The 20,849-nt window shown below is 68.6% G+C and carries 22 protein-coding genes; 7 read left to right on the plus strand and 15 right to left on the minus strand.

The window, feature by feature from the left end:
• Positions 1-88 precede the first annotated feature (88 nt).
• The 5 genes from ACFYTQ_RS21330 to ACFYTQ_RS21350 all read right to left on the minus strand — a co-directional run bounded on the left by ACFYTQ_RS21330 (position 89) and on the right by ACFYTQ_RS21350 (position 5,875).
• A complete protein-coding gene (locus tag ACFYTQ_RS21330) occupies positions 89-1,093 on the minus strand; it encodes an SCO2521 family protein (RefSeq protein ID WP_387363452.1) in 1,005 nt (334 codons plus the stop codon).
• Positions 1,083-2,093, minus strand: coding sequence for an SCO2522 family protein (locus ACFYTQ_RS21335; protein ID WP_387363455.1), 1,011 nt, complete (start codon positions 2,091-2,093; stop codon positions 1,083-1,085). Before ACFYTQ_RS21335 ends, ACFYTQ_RS21330 begins: the two co-directional genes overlap by 11 nt.
• Before the next feature lie 2 nt (positions 2,094-2,095).
• Complete coding sequence (locus tag ACFYTQ_RS21340) at positions 2,096-3,013, minus strand: SCO2523 family variant P-loop protein (RefSeq protein WP_387363458.1); 918 nt, start codon at positions 3,011-3,013, stop codon at positions 2,096-2,098.
• Positions 3,014-4,909 carry an SCO2524 family protein gene (locus ACFYTQ_RS21345; protein ID WP_387363461.1) on the minus strand — a complete coding sequence of 632 codons (1,896 nt, stop codon included), beginning with the start codon at positions 4,907-4,909 and terminating at the stop codon, positions 3,014-3,016. It lies immediately after the preceding gene.
• A gap of 93 nt (positions 4,910-5,002) precedes the next feature.
• Positions 5,003-5,875 carry an RNA polymerase sigma-70 factor gene (locus tag ACFYTQ_RS21350; protein ID WP_387363464.1) on the minus strand — a complete coding sequence of 291 codons (873 nt, stop codon included), beginning with the start codon at positions 5,873-5,875 and terminating at the stop codon, positions 5,003-5,005.
• Between the two features lie 99 nt (positions 5,876-5,974).
• Between ACFYTQ_RS21350 and ACFYTQ_RS21355 the strand changes: the two genes are divergently transcribed.
• Both ACFYTQ_RS21355 and ACFYTQ_RS21360 read left to right on the plus strand, forming a co-directional pair.
• Positions 5,975-6,358, plus strand: a complete 384-nt coding sequence (locus ACFYTQ_RS21355; RefSeq protein ID WP_387363467.1) for a DoxX family protein — start codon at positions 5,975-5,977, stop codon at positions 6,356-6,358.
• Between the two features lie 23 nt (positions 6,359-6,381).
• Positions 6,382-7,245 (plus strand): crotonase/enoyl-CoA hydratase family protein, encoded by an 864-nt coding sequence (locus tag ACFYTQ_RS21360; RefSeq protein ID WP_387363470.1) that lies wholly within the window; start codon positions 6,382-6,384, stop codon positions 7,243-7,245.
• Here ACFYTQ_RS21360 and ACFYTQ_RS21365 read toward each other — a convergent pair.
• Positions 7,232-7,684, minus strand: coding sequence for a nitroreductase family deazaflavin-dependent oxidoreductase (locus tag ACFYTQ_RS21365; RefSeq protein ID WP_387363473.1), 453 nt, complete (start codon positions 7,682-7,684; stop codon positions 7,232-7,234). The genes ACFYTQ_RS21360 and ACFYTQ_RS21365 overlap by 14 nt on opposite strands.
• 82 nt (positions 7,685-7,766) lie before the next feature.
• A complete protein-coding gene (locus ACFYTQ_RS21370; RefSeq protein WP_387363474.1) occupies positions 7,767-8,699 on the minus strand; it encodes an NADP-dependent oxidoreductase in 933 nt (310 codons plus the stop codon).
• A gap of 135 nt (positions 8,700-8,834) precedes the next feature.
• Here ACFYTQ_RS21370 and ACFYTQ_RS21375 point away from each other — a divergent pair, with 135 nt between their 5' ends.
• On the plus strand, positions 8,835-9,326 hold the full coding sequence (locus ACFYTQ_RS21375) for a MarR family winged helix-turn-helix transcriptional regulator (RefSeq protein WP_387363476.1): 492 nt from the start codon (positions 8,835-8,837) through the stop codon (positions 9,324-9,326).
• 13 nt (positions 9,327-9,339) lie between these two features.
• Here the strand turns inward: ACFYTQ_RS21375 and ACFYTQ_RS21380 are convergent, their stop codons facing one another.
• Both ACFYTQ_RS21380 and ACFYTQ_RS21385 read right to left on the minus strand, forming a co-directional pair.
• A complete protein-coding gene (locus ACFYTQ_RS21380; RefSeq protein WP_387363478.1) occupies positions 9,340-10,941 on the minus strand; it encodes a serine/threonine-protein kinase in 1,602 nt (533 codons plus the stop codon).
• A gap of 88 nt (positions 10,942-11,029) precedes the next feature.
• Entirely contained in the window at positions 11,030-11,833 is an 804-nt protein-coding gene (locus tag ACFYTQ_RS21385; protein ID WP_387363481.1) for a hypothetical protein, read from the minus strand.
• Positions 11,834-11,976: 143 nt separating this feature from the next.
• Between ACFYTQ_RS21385 and ACFYTQ_RS21390 the strand changes: the two genes are divergently transcribed.
• Complete coding sequence (locus ACFYTQ_RS21390) at positions 11,977-12,648, plus strand: respiratory nitrate reductase subunit gamma (RefSeq protein WP_387363483.1); 672 nt, start codon at positions 11,977-11,979, stop codon at positions 12,646-12,648.
• A gap of 260 nt (positions 12,649-12,908) precedes the next feature.
• Entirely contained in the window at positions 12,909-13,574 is a 666-nt protein-coding gene (locus ACFYTQ_RS21395) for a GNAT family N-acetyltransferase (protein ID WP_387363486.1), read from the plus strand.
• A 6-nt stretch (positions 13,575-13,580) separates the two neighbouring features.
• Here the strand turns inward: ACFYTQ_RS21395 and ACFYTQ_RS21400 are convergent, their stop codons facing one another.
• The 4 genes from ACFYTQ_RS21400 to ACFYTQ_RS21415 are packed head-to-tail and all read right to left on the minus strand — an operon-like array spanning position 13,581 to position 17,097.
• Positions 13,581-14,528, minus strand: coding sequence for a glycine betaine ABC transporter substrate-binding protein (locus ACFYTQ_RS21400; protein WP_387363488.1), 948 nt, complete (start codon positions 14,526-14,528; stop codon positions 13,581-13,583).
• The gene (locus ACFYTQ_RS21405; RefSeq protein ID WP_387363491.1) at positions 14,525-15,283 is read right to left on the minus strand and encodes an ABC transporter permease; all 759 of its coding nucleotides are present in this window, start codon (positions 15,281-15,283) and stop codon (positions 14,525-14,527) included. The genes ACFYTQ_RS21400 and ACFYTQ_RS21405 overlap by 4 nt, the downstream gene beginning before the upstream one ends.
• 37 nt (positions 15,284-15,320) lie before the next feature.
• A complete protein-coding gene (locus ACFYTQ_RS21410; RefSeq protein ID WP_387363494.1) occupies positions 15,321-16,454 on the minus strand; it encodes an ABC transporter ATP-binding protein in 1,134 nt (377 codons plus the stop codon).
• Positions 16,447-17,097: an ABC transporter permease gene (locus ACFYTQ_RS21415; RefSeq protein WP_387364244.1), complete on the minus strand. Its 651-nt coding sequence runs from the start codon at positions 17,095-17,097 to the stop codon at positions 16,447-16,449. Before ACFYTQ_RS21415 ends, ACFYTQ_RS21410 begins: the two co-directional genes overlap by 8 nt.
• Before the next feature lie 370 nt (positions 17,098-17,467).
• On the opposite strand from ACFYTQ_RS21415, the gene ACFYTQ_RS21420 reads away from it, so the two are divergent.
• Together ACFYTQ_RS21420 and ACFYTQ_RS21425 are read left to right on the plus strand one after the other, a co-directional pair.
• A complete protein-coding gene (locus ACFYTQ_RS21420) occupies positions 17,468-18,568 on the plus strand; it encodes a hypothetical protein (RefSeq protein ID WP_387363497.1) in 1,101 nt (366 codons plus the stop codon).
• A gap of 176 nt (positions 18,569-18,744) precedes the next feature.
• Positions 18,745-19,458, plus strand: coding sequence for a DUF1906 domain-containing protein (locus ACFYTQ_RS21425; RefSeq protein WP_387363500.1), 714 nt, complete (start codon positions 18,745-18,747; stop codon positions 19,456-19,458).
• Between the two features lie 49 nt (positions 19,459-19,507).
• Here ACFYTQ_RS21425 and ACFYTQ_RS21430 read toward each other — a convergent pair whose 3' ends face one another.
• Positions 19,508-19,855 (minus strand): hypothetical protein, encoded by a 348-nt coding sequence (locus tag ACFYTQ_RS21430; RefSeq protein ID WP_387363503.1) that lies wholly within the window; start codon positions 19,853-19,855, stop codon positions 19,508-19,510.
• A gap of 78 nt (positions 19,856-19,933) precedes the next feature.
• Positions 19,934-20,722, minus strand: a complete 789-nt coding sequence (locus tag ACFYTQ_RS21435) for a hypothetical protein (protein ID WP_387363506.1) — start codon at positions 20,720-20,722, stop codon at positions 19,934-19,936.
• Positions 20,723-20,849 lie beyond the last annotated feature (127 nt).

The following is a 20,849-nucleotide window of genomic DNA, read 5'->3' on the forward strand; positions in this document are numbered from 1 at the left end:
CTGAACACGCTTCCGGCACACGCGGTTCCGGCGTTCCAGCGGGCGGTCGGTCAGTACTACCGTCGTTCGTCGCTGGCTCCGGTCGTGATCACCACTCGCTCGTACCGGCCTTCGATCGGCGCAGCAGATCGAGGGTGGCAGCGGCCATTCGGTCGCGCAGTTGATTCACTCTGGCCGACCACTGGAGGGTGAAGCCCGGGTCTTGTTCGACGTCTGCCCACAGGCTCCGCAGCTGTGGTGGAGTATGGGCGCCCGGCATCCACAGCGGCACAATGTGTTCCAGAACCAGGGCCAGGGTCGTCTCGGGGTGGTGCTCGATGTGGCCGTGATGACCGGGGGCCGACAGCAGTTCGGTGAGAGTCGTCAGGAGCCAGTCGTGCACCGCCAGATCCTCGCAAAAGCGCTGAACGGCAGGAAGTTCCGTTTCGCCGACACGTAACCGCACCGATCGCACCGCGCTGGATTCGAGCGTGAACGCGAAGACGGGTGCCCGCGTTCGGTCCGGAACGACCTCGGCGGCCCAACGCAATTGCGTTTCGGCGGTGCGGAACGGGACGGCATGCGCGAGCCGGTCGTCCATCCGAAGTTCCATGGTCATGCGTCCGCTGATCGCCCCGAGATCCAGGCTGTCGCGAGTGGTCTTCCGAACATGGCCGAGTGCCAGCCTAGCGCCCGCCTCGCTTCCGAGACCGCTCATCGCCTCGACGGTTCCCGCACTGGCCAAGTAGTGCTTCCACGGCCGCTGCGTGCCGCCCTCGGCGGCGATTACCGTTGTCAGAGAGGAGCTTTGCGATATCCGCCCTCCGACAACGAGCGCTCGGGTGAGGACGGTGCCGATGCCGCGGATGGACCGACCGTGGGACACGGGAAGAACGCAGTCCACGCCCTCTACGCGCGGGGCCGAAATGGCCAGCGGCACAGGTCTTTCCCGGGATGTCACGCGGCTGCCGCGGACGATGGTGCTCAGCAGTTCGATCGTCGCCGGGATGTCCAGTACGTTCGGGGACGGGAGCAGACTGGTCCCGACATGACCGAGGACCACCAGCGGAGGGTCGACGGGGTGCCCGGCAGTGGGGCGCACGTCATTGTCCATCGAGCAGGATCACCGACAGCCGCTGGGTGATCTCGGCGGGAATGTGGACCGGAACCGCCTCGAGCGCAGCACGATCGACCATCTTCCGATGAATCTCCCCATCGAGGGCCACGTGATCGAGGATCAGGTGGACGGCATGTTCGATGCCGAGATATCGGCGCGGCAGGATGGACAACGCGCGATACGCGGAGAAGGGCTTGGCGGCGGGATTCAACCGGGTCACTGCGGGCATCGCACTCCAGGTCTCGGGCCAGCCGTCGCCGGGCTTCCACGGGACCGGTTGCGCCACCGCTCGGCCGTGGTCGCGCAGCAGACCCAACCGCAGCATCCGCCACACGGCGGCGAGCAGTGGGCAGGACCAGCGATTGCCCCGATCGTCCTCTCCGGCGAACGTGTCCCAGAGTTGCACGTCCAAGAATATCGAGTGCTCGCGTCGACCGCGTTCGACAGGAGGCCGATAGGTCTTTCTCCGCATCGCGTGGATGGGCTCGTGATCGGACGAGCGGCGGCCGTTGCACAACCAACCGGATTTCACGTCCGGAGGGCGCTGGCCCGTGGATTTCTCCTCGACCGGTTCGGCCACGATGCGTGACGCGACCATTTCGGCCAGCTGTATCGCTGTTGTCGGCAGATTGTCCGCGTATACCGGGGCCGTGCTGCAACCGGCCGCACGGGCGAGGTAGTCGATACGCAGGCCGCAGTCCTCGGCCACACCCAGCAGCTTCTCGAGAATGACGGCCGGTTCGGTATCCGGGCGGAAGAAGTCGTCCATCAAGAAACAGGTGCTCACCCGGGCCTTGTCGCCGAAACGTCGTTTGGTGTCTTCGATATGGAAATCGACGATGGGCGAGACGTTTTCGAATTGCGCGCGGATCTTCTCCTCACCGTTGAGCAGATCGACCATGAAGAGATGGCCGGTCTCGATGGAGAGATGGGAGAGCGGGACCTCCTCTGTTCGGACCTGCTCGGTACTCTCGTGGTATCCGCCGAAGTCGTCCATGGTCACAACCTTTCCCAGACCGCGTCGTCGACGAGCCCCTCGGCCAGCTCGGTGAAGGCCAGCACGATGTCCGCGTTCGCGATCTCCGCCTGCACGTCGGCGTCCAGAATCACCTGTTCTCGCCACTGGAGTACGGGTTCCACGGGTGTCTCGCCGAGCACGACGCTGCTGCCGAGCTCGTGTGCGGCGGCCAGGCGGCGCAACGCGGCATGTTGCTCGTGCAACCAGGCCCACTGCGGTCCGGTGCCGGTGCCGGGGGCGGCGGGAGCCGTGATGGAAGGTACGGCGGTCCGCACGTAGCGAATGGCGCTCTCGAGGCGCGGCCGATCGTGCGTCCAATCCTCGCCCGTGTTCAGCACCCCGTGGGGTCCGTGCACCAGAGCGTGAGCGGCGACGATGTGCTGGCTTGTCCAGCGATGGAAGACCAGCCAGCGCACGACGGTTTCCCGCAATTGCGGCTGGGCCGTCGCGCCCAGGGCGATCTCGAGGGCGGCGGAACGACCCGCGCTGAGGTCGACGAATGTCACATCGAACTCCTGCTCACACGTGACGAGCAATTCGGTGCAGCGTTGAACGACCTCCTCGGTGGCGGGGAATTCGCCGCCACCACGGTCACCCGCGTACAGCACGAGTCTGTACGGATGTCGCGGCGCGCGGAGGCCGTGGCGCCCGGTCTCCTTGCGCACGTCGTGTTTTCCGACCCCACTGCTTTCGCCGAGCAGATAACAGTGCAGGCCGTCGCCCTCATCGGTGCCGCGGTTGATTTCCGCGATTTCGAAGACCGCGCCGGAGGTCGGGGACCCGAAATCGAAATCGAGGTAGGCGACATGGCGACCCGTCAGACTCAACCGATAGGCGATATTGCAGCTGGTGACCGATCGGCCCGTGCCGCCCTTGTCCGAAGTCGAGAAAACGAGCATTCAAACGCCCCTCGCCGCGTCGTTGCCCGCGAACTCCAATTTGTCCAGTCGCCGTAGGGCCTCCGCGCAGATACTGTGCGCGGTTCCGGGACGTTCATTGATGACCGACCGGGCCCGGGCCACTTCCAGGCCGATCTGTTCCAGCGACTGCCGATTGGGCGAGAGGTCCCGTTCGCTGAGCTCGAGCAGGCGCTGGTTGAGCAGATGCTCCGCTTCGGTCAGCAGTTCCAGCGCGCGCATCGCCGAGGCCGCGGACGGCAGCGGCGGCTGCCGGAAGATGGCATCCGCAACCACCAGGCACTCGATGACGCGCTCGGTCAGAGACCACGAGGGCGACTGCGGGCGGGGAGCGGGCATCTGCCGGCCAGGACAGTCGAAAGACGTTGTGTCGGTGGCGAATACGCGTTCCACGTCGTCCCACAGCCCGGCCTCCGGGCCGCTGCGGTAGGCCCGGCTCTCCAGGTGTTCCATCGTGGCCTGGGCCAGGTCGAGCAGCCGGTCGCGGGTGACGAGATCGCTCGACAGCCGGGCGGCCTGCAGGGTTCGCTCGAGAAGTACCGGCTCGTAGTCCGACACCAGCCATTGCAGCACCGGGCCGCCGTCCAGATCCTCGGTTCCCTTCAACAGCAGTCGCACACCGGGCACATGCAGCTGCCGCGCCGGGTCGTCGGTCGTCACCCGCCGGGTGATCCTTCCCCGCCGCGCCAATTCGTCGAAAATGGGCGCGGCTCTGGTGAGGTGTTCATCGCTGGCTTCTCTGTTGAAAAGGTCCTGGATCAAAACCGCCGAAACAGACAGACTGAAGTAGTCCGATTCCTCGCCATCGGAGGTGCGCCACGGAATATCTTCGAGCGGCCAACGGCCGTCGCCGTAGCGGGCCATCGCCGACCAATAGCTCTGGGCCAGTTCCCAGCGTAGCCGCAGCGCGTCGTAAAGGCGTCGTTGTTCCGCATTGAGCGATTCCCGAGTATACGGGTCGGCCAGGTTGTTGATGCAGTCGAGTGCGACCACGGTGAAATATAGCGAGGGGTGGTCGATCGCGAGACCATCCACCTTCGCGATTTCCATATCGCTCGAGACGAATTCGACACGTTCGGCTCGACGCGCGATACCCCAACTCCATCCGCATTCGAACAGCACTCCGGGTTCTCTCAAGTCCTCCTCGGCCGTTTCGCTCAGGGTCAGGTTCTGGCAGAGCCGCATCCGCAGCCGCTCGAGCCGCTTCGCCACACCGTTGACCACGACGTTCGTCGGCACATGGGTTTGATTGAACATCGTCAGCATCGCTCGCCCGGCCGCTGACTCCGGCTCGACGGTATGCACGACGAAACTGCGGATCAGACCCACCATCGCGGTCGTCAACCTGTGATCGAGTCGCGCCTGGAGCGTTTCGATCCGAGACGACACCGAGGGACTCACCGGAGACCGGGAGCCGGTGTTCCGCGCGAATGACCGCAAATACTTCAGTCCGGCGATGCACAGCGTCAGCGATTTCGAATACGACTCGACGACATCCAATTCGAGTTGCCGTGCGGTCGCCGCCCGTGCCTCGCTCGACCGGAGGTACCCGCCCGCCGAGAACACCGGCTGACCGGTGGGCCCTGTGTAGCGGTCGAGGTAATCTTCCAGAATCTCGACGATCTTCGGACTGATGTCCCTGGCGCGTCCGAAAAAGGGCGCCAGCGTGGCGAATACGTCATCCTGAACAGTGTCCGGATCGTCCAGTGCCAACGCTTCGATCTCCGTCGCGGGATACAGCAGGCACAACAACTGCTCGGCGTCGCTGATCGAGTTCGACCCGTCGCAACCGCCCCACGTCCATTCCCCGCCCGAACAGCGGGACGTGAGGAGGGCCCGCCAGATGCCCAGGATCTGTTGCCTCGGTTGGATTCTCATCGACTGCCGTCCCCCTGCATGATCGGCAACTCGCACAGCGGTGATAGGCGTAAGCTAGCACGCTCACCGCCGACCCGCCCGAAACCGCGAAATTCAGCGGCGCAGAGCGGTTTCACCCTCCATATGCCCCAACTTCTCCGGGTTCCGCACCGCGTAGAGCGCCGCGATCCGTCCCTCGTCCAACCGCGCGGTCAGTACCGTGTCCAACTTCCCGCCCAGGTACACCGCGAGCCCGGCTTGCCCGTTGACCACGATGGGGTGCAGCGCGAGGCCGGGGAGGCGCGCGGACTGGCCCAACAGCAGCCGAGCCACCTTGTCCGCGCCGAAGATCGGGCGGGGGATGGTCTGTGCGATGCCGCCGCCGTCGCCGATCAACACCACGTCGGGGGACAGGATGTCCATAAGTCGTTGCAGCTCACCGGTTTCCACGGCGTGTCGGAAGGCGGTGAGGGCGGCGTCGGTCTCTCGCGGGTCGACGGGGGTGCGGGGGCGGCGGGAGGCCACGTGGGTGCGGGCCCGGTGGGCTATCTGGCGGACGGTGGCGGGGGTTTTGTCCACGGCCTCGGCGATGTCGTCGTAGTCCATGGCGAAGACCTCGCGGAGGACGAAGACGGCGCGCTCGGTGGGGGTGAGGGTCTCCAGGACCAGGAGCATGGCGGTGGAGACGCTGTCGACGAGTTCGACGTCGTCGGCGATGTCGGGGGTGGTGAGCAGGGGTTCGGGGAGCCAGGAACCGACGTAGGTCTCCTTGCGGCGGTTGAGGGTTCGCAGCCGGGTGAGGGATTGACGGGTGACGATGCGGACGAGGTAGGCGCGGGGGTCCTGGACGGTGGCGGGGTCGACGGTGGACCAGCGCAGCCAGGTCTCCTGGACGATGTCCTCGGCGTCGGCGGCCGAGCCCAGCATTTCGTAGGCGACCGTGAACAGCAGGTTGCGGTGGGCCACGAAAGGCTCGGTCTCGGGCATCGGTCCTCCAGTGTGGTGCGGGTCATATCGGGCGGGTGTCACGGAAGTCCGCGGCGCGGCGTCTTGATGCGCGTACGAACAACCCGCCAAGGAGTCATCATGAACCTCGCCCTCTGGATCGCCGCGAGCCTCCTCGCCCTCGTCGCGCTGACCGGCGGAATCAGCAAGACGTTCATTCCCAAGGACAAACTCGCCGAGATGCCGAACGGAAGCTGGACCGGGCACGCGAGCGCGGCCTTCGTCAAGACGCTCGGCGTTCTCGAACTGCTGGCGGCGCTCGGATTGATCCTGCCCGCCGCGCTCGACATCGCCCCGGTGCTGGTGCCCGTGACCGCGGTGTGCTGGATCGCGCTCATGATCGGCGCGATGATCACCCACTACCGCATGGGGGACATGAAGGTCATCGGACTGAATCTGGTCTATCTCGCGCTGGCCGTGTTCATCGCGTGGGGTCGATTCGGACCCGAGTCCTTCATCGGCTGAGCGCTTACTGGCATGCTGTCAATATGGCTGACATTCGCCTGGACGTCTCGGACTCCATCGCCACCATCACCCTCGACCGCCCGCGGCAGCTCAACGCCTTCACCACTGCCATGGGGAACGAGCTGATCGACGCCTTCGACCGCTGTGATCACGACGATCGCGTCCGCGCGATCGTCGTGACCGGTTCCGGGCGTGCCTTCTGCGCGGGAGCGGATCTGTCCGGCGGCGCGGAAACCTTTGCGGCCGAGGAGGTTCCGGAGTCGTTCCGGGACGGCGGTGGCGAGGTGGTGCTGCGCATGTTCGACTGCCGCAAGCCGATCATCGCGGCCGTCAACGGTCCGGCCGTGGGCGTCGGCATCACCATGACCCTCGCGGCGGACTTCCGCCTCGCCGTCGACACCGCCCGCATCGGCTTCGTGTTCAACCGGCGCGGCATCGTGCCCGAGTCCTGCTCGAGCTGGTTCCTGCCCCGGCTCGTTCCGATGCAGACCGCGCTGGACTGGGTGTATTCGGGTCGGCTGGTCGAGGCGGCCGAGGCGCGCGAGGCCGGGCTGTTCTACGGGCTGTACCCGGCCGACCGGCTGATGGACGAGGCGCTCGCGCTCGCCCGCCGGATCACCGAACATTCCGCGCCCGTCTCGGTCGGGCTGTCCCGGCAGATGTTGTGGCGCGGGCTCGGCGCGGACCATCCGATGATCTCCCATCGCGTCGAATCCCGCGGGATTCATCGGCGCGGCGCGAGTGCCGATGCGCGCGAAGGGGTTTCGGCGTTCCTGGAGAAGCGGCCCGCGCGCTTCCCCGACAGCGTCGACCGCGACTTCCCCGACATCTTCGGCGCGGATCTCGCGACGCCGCCGTTCCGCGCCGACGGCGTCAGCGCCGGGTGAGCCGGACCACCGGATACTCGCGGTCGGACTTCTGCTGATACTTCCCGTATCGGGGCTGGTCGGCCACGATCGCGGTCCACGCCGCGGCGCGCTCGTCGCCCGCGAGCCGCTCGGGTCGGACCGGGATCGGCTCCTCGCCGTGGAACTGGATCGACACCTGATCCGGATGCGCGGTCAGGTTGAGATACCAGTCCGGATCCCGGTGCCCGCCGCCGGAAGCGACCAGCAGCCAAGCGTTTTCGCCGTCCGCGAACCAGGTCAGCGGGGAGCGCCGGGGCTGGCCGGTGCGGCGGCCCACGGTGTGCAGGATCAGCAGATCCATCCCGAGGTATTTGCCGCCCTTGCGCTCGATCCGCCGGACCGTCCGGGCGTTCATCCGCCGCTGTATCCCCAGCGACAGTTTCCGCAGTGTGCCGCGCTTTCGCTGGTCGTCCGCCATCGCGTCCTCCGATCGGTGTCGTTCGCGTGTGGGATTCACGCTAGGCCGAGCGGGGGAGCGAATCTTCTCGATTCCTGACGGGTCACGGAATCAGAATCGTCTTCCCTGGCAGACGGCCCGCGTCCGCGTCGGCGTGGACCGCGGCGAGTTCGGTCAGCGGGCGTCGGTCGGCGACGTCGAGGCGCAGGTCACCGGCGTCCACGGCGGCGACAAGCTCGGATAGCCGGGCCGCGTCCGGGCGGACGAAGACGCGGGCCGTGCGCACCCGGTCGGTGTCCTCGGCGGCGGGGGTCGTGGTGCTGACGAAGATTCCGCCGTCGGCGGTCAGGGCGACGAGGTCGGCGGTCTCCTCCGGGGTCGTGGGGACGAGGTCGAGCACGACGTCGAAGGGTTGCCCGGGGACCGCGAGCGGCCGGGTCGAGTAGTCGAGATGACCCAGGATCCGGTCGATTCCGTACGCGCGCAAGCGATCCGCGCTGCGCGCGCCCGCGGTTCCGGTGACGATCGCGCCCGCGCGTTTCGCCAGTTGGACCGCGTAACCGCCGACCGCGCTCCCCGCGCCGTTGATCAGGATGGTCTGCCCGGCCTTCAGCTCGGCGTGTTCGAACAGGGCCTGCCAGGCCGTCAGCCCGACCACGGGCAGGCTCGCGGCGTCGGCGAGGGGTGTGGTGTGCGGGGCCGCGGCCAGCGCGTCGGCCGGGGCGAGCACGTACTCGGCCGCCGAACCGTCCCCGGTCATGGGCAACATGGCCACCACGGCGTCCCCGACATTCCAATCACTCACGCCCGCACCGAGTTCCGCGACGGTTCCGGCGACATCGATCCCGGGGGTGCGCGGGAATGTGGTCGGGAAGACCTCGGCCAGGTATCCGGCGCGCAGGGCGGTGTCGACCGGATTGAACGCGCTCGCGGCCACTTTCACCAGGACTTCGCCCGCGCCCGGCGAGGGGCGTGAAACCTCCTCGCGCACAAGGACATCCGTGTCGCCGTAGCGGTGGTAACGCACTGCCTTCATGATGCTCTCCCTGATCCATTTGCTTCGATTTCGAAGCATGTGAAGACCATAACCGCTTCGACTTCGAAGCAATAGGGGAAGTGGCGGTGACCCCGCTCACATCACTTCGATATCGAAGCAACTACGCTGCACACCGTGGCCGAACCCCTCGAACCCGAAGAGTTGCAGACCTATTTCGCGCTGATGGAGGCCGTCAGCCTGTTGCAGCACGCGGTGGAACAGCAGCTCCGGGCGGCCGCCGACCTCAGTTGGGTGCAGTTCCAGCTGCTGGCGCGGCTCGCCGGGTCGTCGGGACGGCTGACCATGACCGAACTGGCCGACGGCGTCGTCTACAGCCGCAGCGGCCTCACCCATCAGGCCGGACTCCTGGAACGGGCGGGCCTGATCACCCGCGCGCCCAGCCCCGACGATCAGCGCGCCACCCTGGTCACCCTCACGGCGGAGGGACGCGGGCTCGTCGAGCGGGCGCTGCCCGGACATGTGGAGGTCGTGCGGCGGATGCTGTTCGATCCGCTGTCGGGGCGCGACATCCGCGCGCTCGGGGCGGTCATGACCCGCGTCCGTGACCATATGCGCGCCCAGCCGCCGCGCTCTGCCGCGACCCGGCGGCGCCGCGCCGCCGAATGATCCTGGGCTGCGGCTACTTTCGCGGATACACGTGGACGATCGAGCCGTCGAGATTCGCGGCCAGATACGCGCCGCCGTAATCGTCGGCCAGGTAGACGCGCAGCGTCGGGCGATTGTCGTTGAAGGTCCACGCCGGGTCGACGATCACATAGCGGTTGGTGGGCTTGGGAATGCCCAGCTGCTGGTCGGCTGCGGCGAAAAGCCCTGGGAGAACGGACCAATCGATGGAGCGGAGCGCGATGGTGGGATCCGACAGCTGACCGCCCGGTCCGGTCCGCGTGGCCTTGCCGTCGCGAAAGGTGAACTCGTCGTACAGTTTCGGCTGCCCCGGCACCGGCGCGCCGGTATTGAGATAGGTCGGATAGATCGTGGTCTCGGTGAATTGCTCTCCCCCCGAAACCTTTTCGAGCGCTGCCACCGCCGTGCGCATCCCGTCCGGACTGTGCAGATCGACCTTCGCGGCGGCGACCGTGGTAGCCGCCACGGGCGGTCCGGGCACGGGAGCCGGGACGGTCCCCCCGAGCACCGAGGGCGTCGCCGGGCCACCGAGGCTCTCGCCCGGCGCGGACGCCGTAGGCCGCAGGACCAGCGCCGCGACGATCACGCCGACACACGCGACGCTCACCAGCCCGGCCGCGATCCACACACCACGCGATCGCGAGGGGACCGCCGACCGGAAACCGTCCGGGGCCGAGCGGGAAGGGTCGAAGCCGGGCGAGCGCGAGTCGGCTCGCGTGGCGGGGGAACCGAACCCGGCCGAATCCCGGCCCGCCCCAGCCGAATACGAGGGCCCGCTGTCGACCGGGGCCGCGGACTCGGCGACCCGGTCGAGCATCCGGTCCAGATCGTCGATGCCGGGGCGGAGGTTCGGGTCGGGCACCAGGAGGGCGTTCAGGACGGGTGCGAGCGGTCCGGCCCGCCGGGCCTGCGGGACTTCGCCTTTGATGACGGCCGCGAGCGTGGTCACCGAGGTCTCCCGGCGCATGGGCTGATAGCCCTCGACGGCCACGAACAGCACCAGGCCGAGCGACCACAGGTCCGAGGCCGGGTGACCCTCGATGCCGTTGAGGCGTTCGGGCGCGACGTACTCCAGCGAACCCACCACGCTGCCGGTGGAGGTGAGGCCGGTCTGCCCGTGCACGGCCGCGATGCCGAAATCGGTGAGCACCGGCGAACCGTCCTCGCGCAGCAGCACATTCGCGGGCTTCACGTCCCGGTGCAGTACGCCGACCGTGTGCGCCGCGCGCAGCGCCGCCAGCACGCCGCGCCCGATCCGGGCGGTCCGCTGCGGCGGCAGCGGACCCGCGGCGAGCAGATCGGACAGCGAGCCGCCGCGCACCAGTTCCATGACGATCCACGGATGCTTCTCGGCGGGCGAGTCGACGATGTGATGGATGGCCACCACATTCGGATGTCCGATCCGGGCCAGGGCCCGGGCCTCGCGCAGCACCCGTTCGCGCTGCTGACGGTCCTGCGGGTCGTCGCGAACCTCCTTGAGCGCCACTTCGCGGTGCAGCGCCACATCGTAGGCGCGCCACACCGTACCCATACCGCCGCTGCCCAGCGGTTCGATCAACTCGAACCGCTGGTCGACCACCGTCCGCCCCGGATTCACCGGGTCAGCTTATGGTTTCGGCGGCCGGGGCGCGAGAGCGCTGTGCGCGGTCCCGCCGACAGGACTCGGCCCGTACCCGAGGGCGCTGTCAACGGGTGCGCAGGCACAGCGTGTAGCTGTTGAGCGCGCCGAGGGAACCGGTGACGGTGACCTCGTAGTAGGCGTCGGTGTCGGGGTAGGAGGTCTCGCACATGGATTGCCCGGAGGCGAACGGCACTCGCCCCAGCACCTCGGCCTCGGCGCGCGGATCGGTGCAGGCCACCACCTCGACGTCGGGATTGTCGTCGTCGGTGCCGGTGTGCGGATGCTTGTTGTACACGCAGTCGCCCGCCTTGGCGGTGGACGGGCCGCTCGACTTGGGCGCCGGGGCGCTCGACCTGGTGGCCGGTGCGGTGGTCGGAGCGTGCCGAGTGGAGGTCGTCCCGGCCGTGAAAGCCGTTGCCGTGTGGTTCGTTCCGGACGACGAGCCGCCCGTCACCGCCGCCGCGACGATCACGCCGACCAGCGCGAGCGGCACCAGCAGCCCGATCATCTGCGGTCGTCTGGTCAGCGGCGCACCGGGGTCCATCGGCTGATAGGGGCTGCCCGGAATCGGGGGTGGCAGGGCGGCGACCTTCGACCGGGCGGGGAGATTGCTCAGCATGGTGATCGGATTGATGACGAACGACAGCAGTCCCCACCAGCCCTGCCACAGGCTGTCCCCGGTCATCCTGCGGAACGTCGCGAGCCCGCAGTCGCGGCAGAACGGCCCGCGCGCCGTGCGGAACTGCATGAGGAAGATCAGCCCGCGATGCGCGCGGAAGTTCACCGGTACGGCCGGGGTGGCCCCGCAGTGCGCGCAGTAGATTCCGTTGGCGGTCGAAGGTGGTTGCGGGACAGGTGGAAAGGACACATTCCCCCCAAATCGTGGTTTGCGATAACGGGACATTGAACCACAGCCGGTACGCCGGCGCGCACTCGAGACTTTGGTCCCTTGTGAGCCGTGTCGACGATCTGTCAGGGTGGGGCTCCGGCTCGAATTGAAAGTTGAACCTCATGTCCGTCCTGTTGTGGGTCGTATTGCCCTACAGCGCCTTTCTGTGTTTCCTACTGGGGCAGGTGTGGCGCTATCGGCACGACCGGTTCGGCGCGCCCGAACTGGGACCCGACGCCGGGCGGCTGGAGCGATTCGGACCGACGGTGTTCCGCCTGGGCGTCGGGGGTGTCGTCGTCGGCCGGGTGCTGGAACTGATCGGGTCGCAGCCGCGGGCGACGGGTTCGCTGCACGGTGTGGCCACGGTCGTCGAACAGGTCGCCCAGCCGCTCGCGGTGCTGGGCGCGCTCATGCTGCTGGTGCCGCCGCTGGTCGGGGCGGTGCCGCGCACGGTGGTGAGCCCGTTGGACCGGATCACCCTGCCCGTCCTCGCGGTCGCCGCGTTCACTCGGGTCGCGGTGAACTTCGCCCCGACCGCCACCGGCGGCGGCTTCCACGCCGCCGACACGCTGTTCGTCTGGGCGCGGTCGCTGTGGGCTCTGCGTCCGGATCCGGACAGTATCGCGCACGCGCCGTTGGTCTTCCAGGCCCGCGGCCTGGCGATCCTGCTGCTGATCGCGATCTGGCCGTACACCCGGCTGGGCGGCACCTTCGCCGGGCCGATCGTCCGTGCCCTGGACCGCCGCAGGACCGCTCTGCGCCAACGTGTTTCGGTGCACGACCCGGTCCGATAGCGAGGTTTGAACAAGCGCTCTCCGGGGTACCCACCGCACCCCCGATCGGGGTCCCGCGACACGCCGGGCGACACTCGAACCGAGCTGCGAAATTCGCTCTGTGCCTGCGGCGTGGTCCGGGCAAGTTCCGTTATCGTTCACCTCACTGTCCGATGCTGCTGCTGGCGCGCCAGGGCTGGTTCGTCGATCCGGAGCGTTGTGGACCGGGTACGGCTCCCTGCCCGAACGTGGCCGAGACCGTCCCGAAAGATCGAGGGAACGTGCCCGCACCCGTTACTCTCACCGGCCGCCGCGTACGGCTGGAAACGCTTGCACCGCATCATGTTCCGGGGCTCGCCGAGGCGGGCGCCGGGGGCCGCGACGCCTATGCCTTCACCCCGGTGCCGCAGGGCCTCGACGAGGCCGCCCACTACGTGTCCCAGGCCGCCGCCGGCCATGCCGCGGGCACCGTGCTGGCCTTCGCCATCGTGTCCAACGCCGACGGCCGCGTGCTGGGATCGACGCGGTTCAGCCGCTTCGACTACTGGCAGGGGCCGCTGGTGTGGCCGATCGTGCACGGCCTGCCCTGCGGCGATCCCGTGCACGCGATCCCCGACGCCGCCGAGATCGGCAACACCTGGCTGTCGGTGCAGGCGCGCGGTTCGGGGGCCAATCTGGAGTCCAAATTCCTGCTGTTGCGGCATGCCTTCGAGGAGTGGCGGGTGCGGCGCATCGCCATGCGCGCCGATGTCCGAAATCTCCGCTCCCGCATAGCGATCGAGCGTCTGGGCGCCACCAGCGACGGCATCCGGCGGGCGCACTCGCGCGGGCTGGACGGCCAGGTGCGCAGCACGGCCTTCTACTCCATCCTCGACGAGGAATGGCCGACGGTGCGCGCCACGATCGAACGGCTGATGTCGTCGAGCAACCGGTTGCTCAACGCCTGAACCGGATCAGCCCGCGGTGACGAAACCGCGGGCGACCAGCCAGTCCCGCGCGACCACGGCCGGTTCGCGGCCGTCGATGTCGACCTGCCGGTTGAGTTCGGTGATCGTTTCGTTGGTCAGCAGCCGCGTGATCGGCGCGAGGACCTCGGCGACCCGCGGATGCGCGTCGGCGAACGCCTTGCGCATGACCAGGGCCGCGTTGTACTTCGGGAAGAAGCCCTGGTCGTCGTCGAGCAGCCGCAGGCCCAGCGCCGGGATGCGGCCGTCGGTGGCGGCGACCGAACCGAACTTGCAGGTCCCGTTGGCGACGGCGGTGAACACCAGCGCGTCCTGCATGATCTGCTTGCGCGCCTTGCCCGTATCGATCCCGTACTTGCGGGCCATGCCGGGGAAACCGTCCTGGCGGACACTGAATTCGGTGCCCAGGCAGGTGTTCGCCGCGCCCGGATCGCTGTTCACCAGCTTCGCGTAGTCCGACAACGTGACCGCCCCGCCCGGGGTGGTCACCAGCGCGTAGGTGTTGTTCATCGGGGCCATATCGGCCCAGGTCATGCCGTGCGCGGCGAGGTCGGCGTCGCGGACGGCCTGAAATTGCTTGTCCGAGTCGGGAATCGGGTTCTCGTTGCCGAGGTAGTTGATCCAGCCGGTGCCGGTGTAGTCGAAGGCCACGTCGACCTGACCGTGCAGCTGGGCGTCGCGCAGACTGTTGGAGCCGGTGATGTCGGTGAGGTCGCGCACCTCGGCCCCGGCGGCGGTGAGCGCGAACTCGATCAGGTAGCCCAGGATGTTCTGTTCGGTGAAGTCCTTGGAGCCCACCGTGATTCGCACGCCCTTCAGATCGGGCACGGGCTGGATCGAGGCGGGCCCGACCCGCAGCGGCACCGCGCCCCCGGCCTCCAAACCGCATCCGGCCAGCAGGCCGAGGATGAGCAGCAGCAGCGGAAGTCGTCTCATCGCAGCCCCCTGGGGCCGAGGAAGCGTTCGGCCAGCGCGCCCAGCCAGTCCACCAGCAGCGCCAGCGCGACCGCCAGCAGCGCCCCCACCCACAGCGTCACATTGTCGCGCAGCTTGTAGCCGGTATCGATGAGGATGCCGAGCCCGCCCGCGCTGACCAGGAACGACAGCGTCGCGGTCCCGACGGCCAGCACCAGCGAGGTGCGCAGCCCGGCGAGGATGTAGGGGACGGCGAGCGGAAATTCGATGCGGCGCAACACCGTTGCCGTCGACATGCCCTGCCCGCGGCCCGCGTCGACCAGCGTCGGATCCACCTGCTGATAACCCAGAATCGTATTGCGCAGCACCGGAAGCAGCGAATAGATCGCGACCGGCCCGACGCCCACCCAGAATCCGGTGGTCTCGGTCCACAGATACGCCAGCACGATCAGGCCGATGGTCGGCGCGGCCATGCCGACATTGGCGATGCCGACGAAAACCGGTGCGAGGGAACGATATCGGGGCCGGGTGAGCAGCGTGCCCAGCGGCACCGCGATCACCACGACGATCACCATGACCGTCAGGGTGATCACCACGTGCTGCCGGGTCGCGGTGGTGATGTTGCTCGCCGACAGGCTGGCCCGCTGGGTGACGGTCAGCTGCCGGTCGAACGCCCACACCAGCACCCCGACCGCCAGCGCCAGGGCCAGCACCGGCTGCGCCAGCAACCGGATCCGTTCCGCGCGCCGTTCGGTGCCCGGTCCCGCCGTGCTCATGGCCGCGACTCCGCGCGCCGTTCGGTGCCCGCCGTGCTCATGGCCGCGACTCCGCGCGCAGCCGGGCCAGATGGGTGACGAGGGTGTCGATGGCGATCAGGCCGAGGTATTCGCCGTCGTCCCCGGTGACCACGGCCTGCGCGGTGGCCTCGGTGAGCATGGTCTCGAGCGCCTCCTGCAACGTGGCGCGGCAGGGCACCGTGCCGGTCACCGGCGAGCCGAGGTCGGTCAGCGAATCCGCGTGCGCGAGTTGCTCTTTCGACACCCAGCGCAGCGGGCGGCCGGACTCGTCGAGGATCAGGCCCCACTCCTGGTCGCCGAGCGCGGCGCGCAGGGTGTCGGCCGGGTCGGTGACGCGGGCGGTGGGGCTGGGGGTGGGCTCGATGTCGGCGACCCGCGCGAGGGTGAGCTGTTTGAGCGCGGCGTCGGTGCCGATGAATCCGGCGACCGTCTCGTCGGCGGGGTCGGCCAGGATCGCGGCCGGGGTGTCGTATTGCAGGACGCGGGAACCCTTGCCCAGCACCGCGATTCGATCACCGAGCTTGACGGCCTCGTTGAAATCGTGGGTGACGAACACGATCGTCTTGTGCAGCTCGGCCTGCAACCGCAGCAGCTCGTCCTGCAACAGCCCGCGGGTGATCGGATCGACCGCGCCGAACGGCTCGTCCATCAACAGCACCGGCGGATCGGCGGCCAGCGCGCGCGCCACGCCGACGCGCTGCTGCTGGCCGCCCGACAGCTGCCGGGGGTAGCGGCCGCGGAACTCGTCCGGGTCGAGCCCGACCAGCGTGAGCATCTCGTCGACGCGGGCCGCGATGCGCTTGCGATCCCAGCCGAGCAGGCCGGGCACCGTGGCGATATTGCGGGCGACGGTCAGGTGCGGGAACAGTCCGGCCTGCTGGATCGAGTAGCCGATGCCGCGGCGCAGCCGGTCCGCGTCCATGCCGGTGATATCGCGCCCGGCGATCGTGATGGTCCCCGAGGTGGGTTCGATGAGCCGGTTGATCATGCGCATGGTGGTCGTCTTGCCGCAGCCGGACGGGCCCACCAGCACCGCGATCTCGCCCGCCGGGACGGTCAGCGAGATGTTGTCGACGGCCGGATCACGTTGTCCCGGATAGCTTTTGGACACCGAGTCCAATACGATCTCGGCCCGCTCGGTATCAGTCACGAATTCCCCTCGGGGTGGTGAGGCGGCCGATCAGCAGCAGCACGCCGTCGAGCAGCAGCGCCAGCACGATGATCAGCAGGGTTCCGGTGAGCGCGTGCGGGACCGCGGTCGGGCTGCCGATCCGCGCCAGCCCGGAGAAGATCAGATTGCCCAGGCCGGGGCCCTTGGCGTACGCGGCCATGGCGAGGATGCCCATGATCATCTGGGTGCTGACCCGGATCCCGGCCAGGATCGACGGCCACGCCAGCGGCAGTTCGATCCGGGCGAGCACGCGCAGCCGGTTCATCCCGACCCCGCGCGCGGCGTCGGCCACGGCCGGATCCACCCCGGCCAGTCCGACGATGGTGTTGCGCAGGATCGGCAGCAGCGCGTACAGCACCAGCACGGTGACCGTCGGCCGCACGCCCAGCCCCAGCACGGGGATGAGCAGGCCGAGCAGCGCGAAGGACGGGACGGTCAGGATGATGCTCGCGGCCGCGGTCGACAGCGCCGAACCCCACGGGCTGCGCTGGACCGCCACGGCGACGAGCACCGCGACGACGGTCGCGATGAGCACCGACTGAACCACCGCGGACACGTGCAGATACGAGTCGGTGAGCAGTTGAATCCGGTGGTCGACAACGAAATTCCACAACGTGTTCAGGTGCCGCCCTCCCACCTTCTCGGCGTCCGCGCGGGGTGAGTGTATCGGCGTCGGGCCCGTCGGCGCGGCATTTCGGGTGGTTTGTGGCGTGCCGGGTGCCGCCGGTGCCGACCTTTGGCCAAAATCACCACTACGAACCGGCGGCCGTTGCGGGTAAGGTCGTTGCGGTCGTCTGCGAAACGTATCCGCCCCGGCGGTGGATATCTCGACTGGCGGGGGAGGGCGCCACGCGCGCCGAGCCCTACGATGAACCCGGCGGTGCCCGGCAGCGCCGCCGTCGCGGTCCCTGTCCTGCTGCCCCCTCATCGGCAGGACGGGGATCTGCATCGTGCAGGGCCCTATTCCGATACAGCGAGGTTGTTCCGAACTCATGGCGTGGATCGACTACGGCGAATTCGGTGAGCGTTTCGTACGCCACGCGGTGACACCCGCGCGCATCGAGGCCGCGGTCTCCGGAATAGCCGGGGACGGAATGACTCTCGGGCCGTTCTCCCTCGGACCCGCCGGACTGGCCGGACTGGTCGCCGAGGGCAAGATCGGCGCGCCCGTCATCGCCCGCAGCGGTCCCGACGTCACCTTCGAGGTGCGGGTCCCGGTGAGCATGCATGTCACCGTCACCCTGGGCGGGCAGCGATTACGGCTCGAGGCCGTGGTCGAGATCGATCTCACGCTGCACGCGCGGACGGCGGATCCGCTGCTGGTCGTGATCGATATCCGCCGAATCCGCTCGCGCGACGTGAGTTTCGTGATGCGCGCCCAGGCCGTCGGCGCGGCATTCGAGGTACTGCTCGATCCGATCGCGGTCCTGATGCAGCGCGAGGTGGCCAACCGGCTCAACGCCGCCATCGCCGATCCGGCGGCGCGGCGCGGGCGAGTGTTCGACGTCGAGGCCATCATGAACGGCACACGCTCCGAACATCGTTCGGCCGAGCGGTTCGAGTGGATCGACTACGAGGAGTTCGGCCGCCGGTTCTTCCCGCGCATCGTCACCGCCGACCGGGTGCGGGAGGTGGTGCGCGGCATGGCCGGACGGCCGATCGAGGTGGGACCCATCCAGGCCGGACCGCGCGAGGCGGCGACGGTCGAGGTCACCGGCGTCATCCGAGTGCCCCGGGTGACGCCGCGGCCCGGCGACGATCCGGTGACATTCGATCTGGTGGTGCCGGTCGAGCTGAACGTCGTCGTGGATGTCTTGAAGGCCAACCGCTATCGCGCCGACGTGGAGATCCCCTTGGCCCTCGTCGCCCGCGCCGCCGACCCGCTGCTCATAGTCATAGACGCGGAACCCCCTGCGGCCGAGCACATTTCGGTGATCATGGAGGCCGAGGGCTGGCGCGCCAAGGCGCTCGGCGCGGTCGGGGGGATTCGCAAGCAGATCGCGGCGCAGGTGGCCCGGGTGGTGCGGAAGGAACTGGCGGATCCGAAGGGGCGGACGATCGATGTGGCGGCTCGGCTGGACAAGTTGGTGTAGCGCAACCCCTGTGACTCGTGATGCCGCTGAGCCCCCTGAGCCTGGCGGTTCTGCTGTGCATGTGGTGAAATGAGGCGACGTTCGAGGCTCCCGGCGCGCGGATGGCATCTGTGATGCCGTCGGGGAAGGTGCGCCGGGTTTTTCCTGTGGTGGGTTCCGCGTGGAGGAGGTCGTCGATGCGTTCCGGGTCGTTGTCGCGGCGGGCGTTGTTGGGGGGTGCGGCGGGGGTTGTCGTGGGGGCGGCGGTGGCGCCTCGGGCGTGGGGGGTGGGACGGGCTCGGCTGGGGACGTTGGTGGACTACGCGGGTGGGGTGCCCGCGGCGGAGGCGATCAAGGCGGCGGGGCACGCGGGGGCGATTCGGTATGTGTCGGATCGGCGACCGGGGGCGGAGTGGATGGTGGGGAAGCCCTTGCTGGCGAGGGAGGCCGACGCGCTGCACGAGGCCGGGTTGAGCATCGTGTCGTGTTATCAGTTCGGGAAGGGGCCGACCGCGGATTGGCGGGGTGGGCTCGAGGCCGGGAAGAAGCACGCGGATCGGGCGTTGCAGCTGCATCGGGAGGCGGGTGGGCCCGACGGGGTGCCGATCTACGCGTCCATCGATGACAATCCCTCGGCCGCGGACTTCGCGGCGATGATCGCCCCGTATCTGCTGGGATGGCAGTCGGTCGTCGGCAACGAGAACCTCGGGGTCTACGCCAACTCGCCCACCATCGACCTGGCGTCCGTCGCGGGCCTGGGTTCCTGGTTCTGGCAACACAATTGGGGCACCCCGGCGGGATTCGTACACCCCGAGGCCCACCTACACCAGTTCGAGATCGACGACCGGACCGTCGACGGCGTGGGCGTGGATGTGAACGCCATCCTCGCCCCGGAGTACGGGCAGTGGTGAGCGCGCCCGCCACCTGAGGGGCCGCTGGTGCGGCCATGGTGCATCGACCCTACGTCTGGCAGTGACAGGTCGGATCCTTGCTCAGATCCGGCTCGTCCGGCATGACCCGTAGCGCGGGCCGGGCCTCGGGCGCCGCGCGCTCGCCCATCCAGGACAGCAGGGACCAGCGCGACAACCCGGAGAACGCCGAACCCACACTGAAGAACGACCCGGCCGAGCAGATCGACAGCACCGAACCGACGCTGCCGATCGACAGGATGGAGTAGGCCGAGCCGATCGACAGGATCGAGCCCTCCGACCGGATCGACAGAATGGACCGGTGGGAGCGGCTCGACAGCACCGAACGGGTGCGACGCGCTGGTACTGCTGACCGTTCGATCTGATCGACAGTCGCCATGAATAGGGGTCTACCACAGCCCCGGACCGATCCGGTGCGGATTTCCCCGAGTGTCGCGTATGGGCCGCTTGCCGGACCTCAGCGGCCGACGGTGAAGAAGCCCAGCGTCGGCAGGAACGAGCAGGTGATCGGCGCCTGATCCGCGGCGGGCTGAGTCGTCAGCGAACCGGACACCACGGCCACCACGCGACCCGCGCCGGTGTCGGCGATCGCGGACAGCGTCGCCGGGCCGTCGGGGTTGATGTGCGCGGCATCGGTCAGCGGCAGCGTGCCGCCCCGGCCGGAGTCGAGGTTGTACCACTGCACCACCAGCGGCGGATTCTGCTGCGGGACAAGACCTTTGGTGCCCAGCGCGGTGAACACGAAACCGGCCTGACCGGCCGCCGGACCCGGCGGGGGCAGCTCGGCGGGACCGGGCACGGCCAGCGCGGTGCCGACCGAGTCGGCGCCCGGGCCGATGCAGCCGCGGCCGATGCTCGGGTAGAGGAACTGCGCGATGGCCGGGCCGTCCTGCGGGATGTCCGGGCCGCCGCCGTTGCTGCCGCTGAGGAACGCGATGATGGCCTGCAACGTCGTCTTGATCTGCGGCGGAATGCCGGGGCTGTTGAGCAGGTTCTGCGCCTGATCGAGGATGGTCTGCTGACCGGGCGAGGCGATATTGCCCGCCTGTGCGGCCGCGCCCACGATGGCGGGCGCGAGGTTGGCGAGCACGTCGACCGGGACGCCCTCGGGCACCAGCGGAACGGTCGCGGACGTCTGCGGCTTCGGGGCCGGGGCTGCGACCGCCATCGATGACGCGGTCAGTGTCGCACCGGCCGTCAAGGCCACCACTGACAATGCGAACCGCGTTCCTCTGCTGCGAAGCACTGGTGTAGCCGTCCTTACCTCGGGTACCACAACGTCGGCGATGCTGGGCGCATCGTTGCGCGTCACTCTAGGGATCGAGTCCAGCGTTGTACAGCCATGGTGTGATCTTGCCTGCACTTGCCGCTCC

Source organism: Nocardia sp. NPDC004068 (assembly GCF_042874315.1).
In the GTDB taxonomy this organism is placed as follows: domain Bacteria; phylum Actinomycetota; class Actinomycetes; order Mycobacteriales; family Mycobacteriaceae; genus Nocardia.

Coding starts and splice junctions, on each gene's coding strand:
- ACFYTQ_RS21330 (WP_387363452.1), bottom strand. CDS start 1,093: ATGGACAATGACGTGCGCCCCACTGCCGGGCACCCCGTCGACCCTCCG.
- ACFYTQ_RS21335 (WP_387363455.1), bottom strand. CDS start 2,093: ATGGACGACTTCGGCGGATACCACGAGAGTACCGAGCAGGTCCGAACA.
- ACFYTQ_RS21340 (WP_387363458.1), bottom strand. CDS start 3,013: ATGCTCGTTTTCTCGACTTCGGACAAGGGCGGCACGGGCCGATCGGTC.
- ACFYTQ_RS21345 (WP_387363461.1), bottom strand. CDS start 4,909: ATGAGAATCCAACCGAGGCAACAGATCCTGGGCATCTGGCGGGCCCTC.
- ACFYTQ_RS21350 (WP_387363464.1), bottom strand. CDS start 5,875: ATGCCCGAGACCGAGCCTTTCGTGGCCCACCGCAACCTGCTGTTCACG.
- ACFYTQ_RS21355 (WP_387363467.1), top strand. CDS start 5,975: ATGAACCTCGCCCTCTGGATCGCCGCGAGCCTCCTCGCCCTCGTCGCG.
- ACFYTQ_RS21360 (WP_387363470.1), top strand. CDS start 6,382: ATGGCTGACATTCGCCTGGACGTCTCGGACTCCATCGCCACCATCACC.
- ACFYTQ_RS21365 (WP_387363473.1), bottom strand. CDS start 7,684: ATGGCGGACGACCAGCGAAAGCGCGGCACACTGCGGAAACTGTCGCTG.
- ACFYTQ_RS21370 (WP_387363474.1), bottom strand. CDS start 8,699: ATGAAGGCAGTGCGTTACCACCGCTACGGCGACACGGATGTCCTTGTG.
- ACFYTQ_RS21390 (WP_387363483.1), top strand. CDS start 11,977: ATGTCCGTCCTGTTGTGGGTCGTATTGCCCTACAGCGCCTTTCTGTGT.
- ACFYTQ_RS21400 (WP_387363488.1), bottom strand. CDS start 14,528: ATGAGACGACTTCCGCTGCTGCTGCTCATCCTCGGCCTGCTGGCCGGA.
- ACFYTQ_RS21405 (WP_387363491.1), bottom strand. CDS start 15,283: ATGAGCACGGCGGGACCGGGCACCGAACGGCGCGCGGAACGGATCCGG.
- ACFYTQ_RS21420 (WP_387363497.1), top strand. CDS start 17,468: ATGGCGTGGATCGACTACGGCGAATTCGGTGAGCGTTTCGTACGCCAC.
- ACFYTQ_RS21425 (WP_387363500.1), top strand. CDS start 18,745: ATGCGTTCCGGGTCGTTGTCGCGGCGGGCGTTGTTGGGGGGTGCGGCG.
- ACFYTQ_RS21430 (WP_387363503.1), bottom strand. CDS start 19,855: ATGGCGACTGTCGATCAGATCGAACGGTCAGCAGTACCAGCGCGTCGC.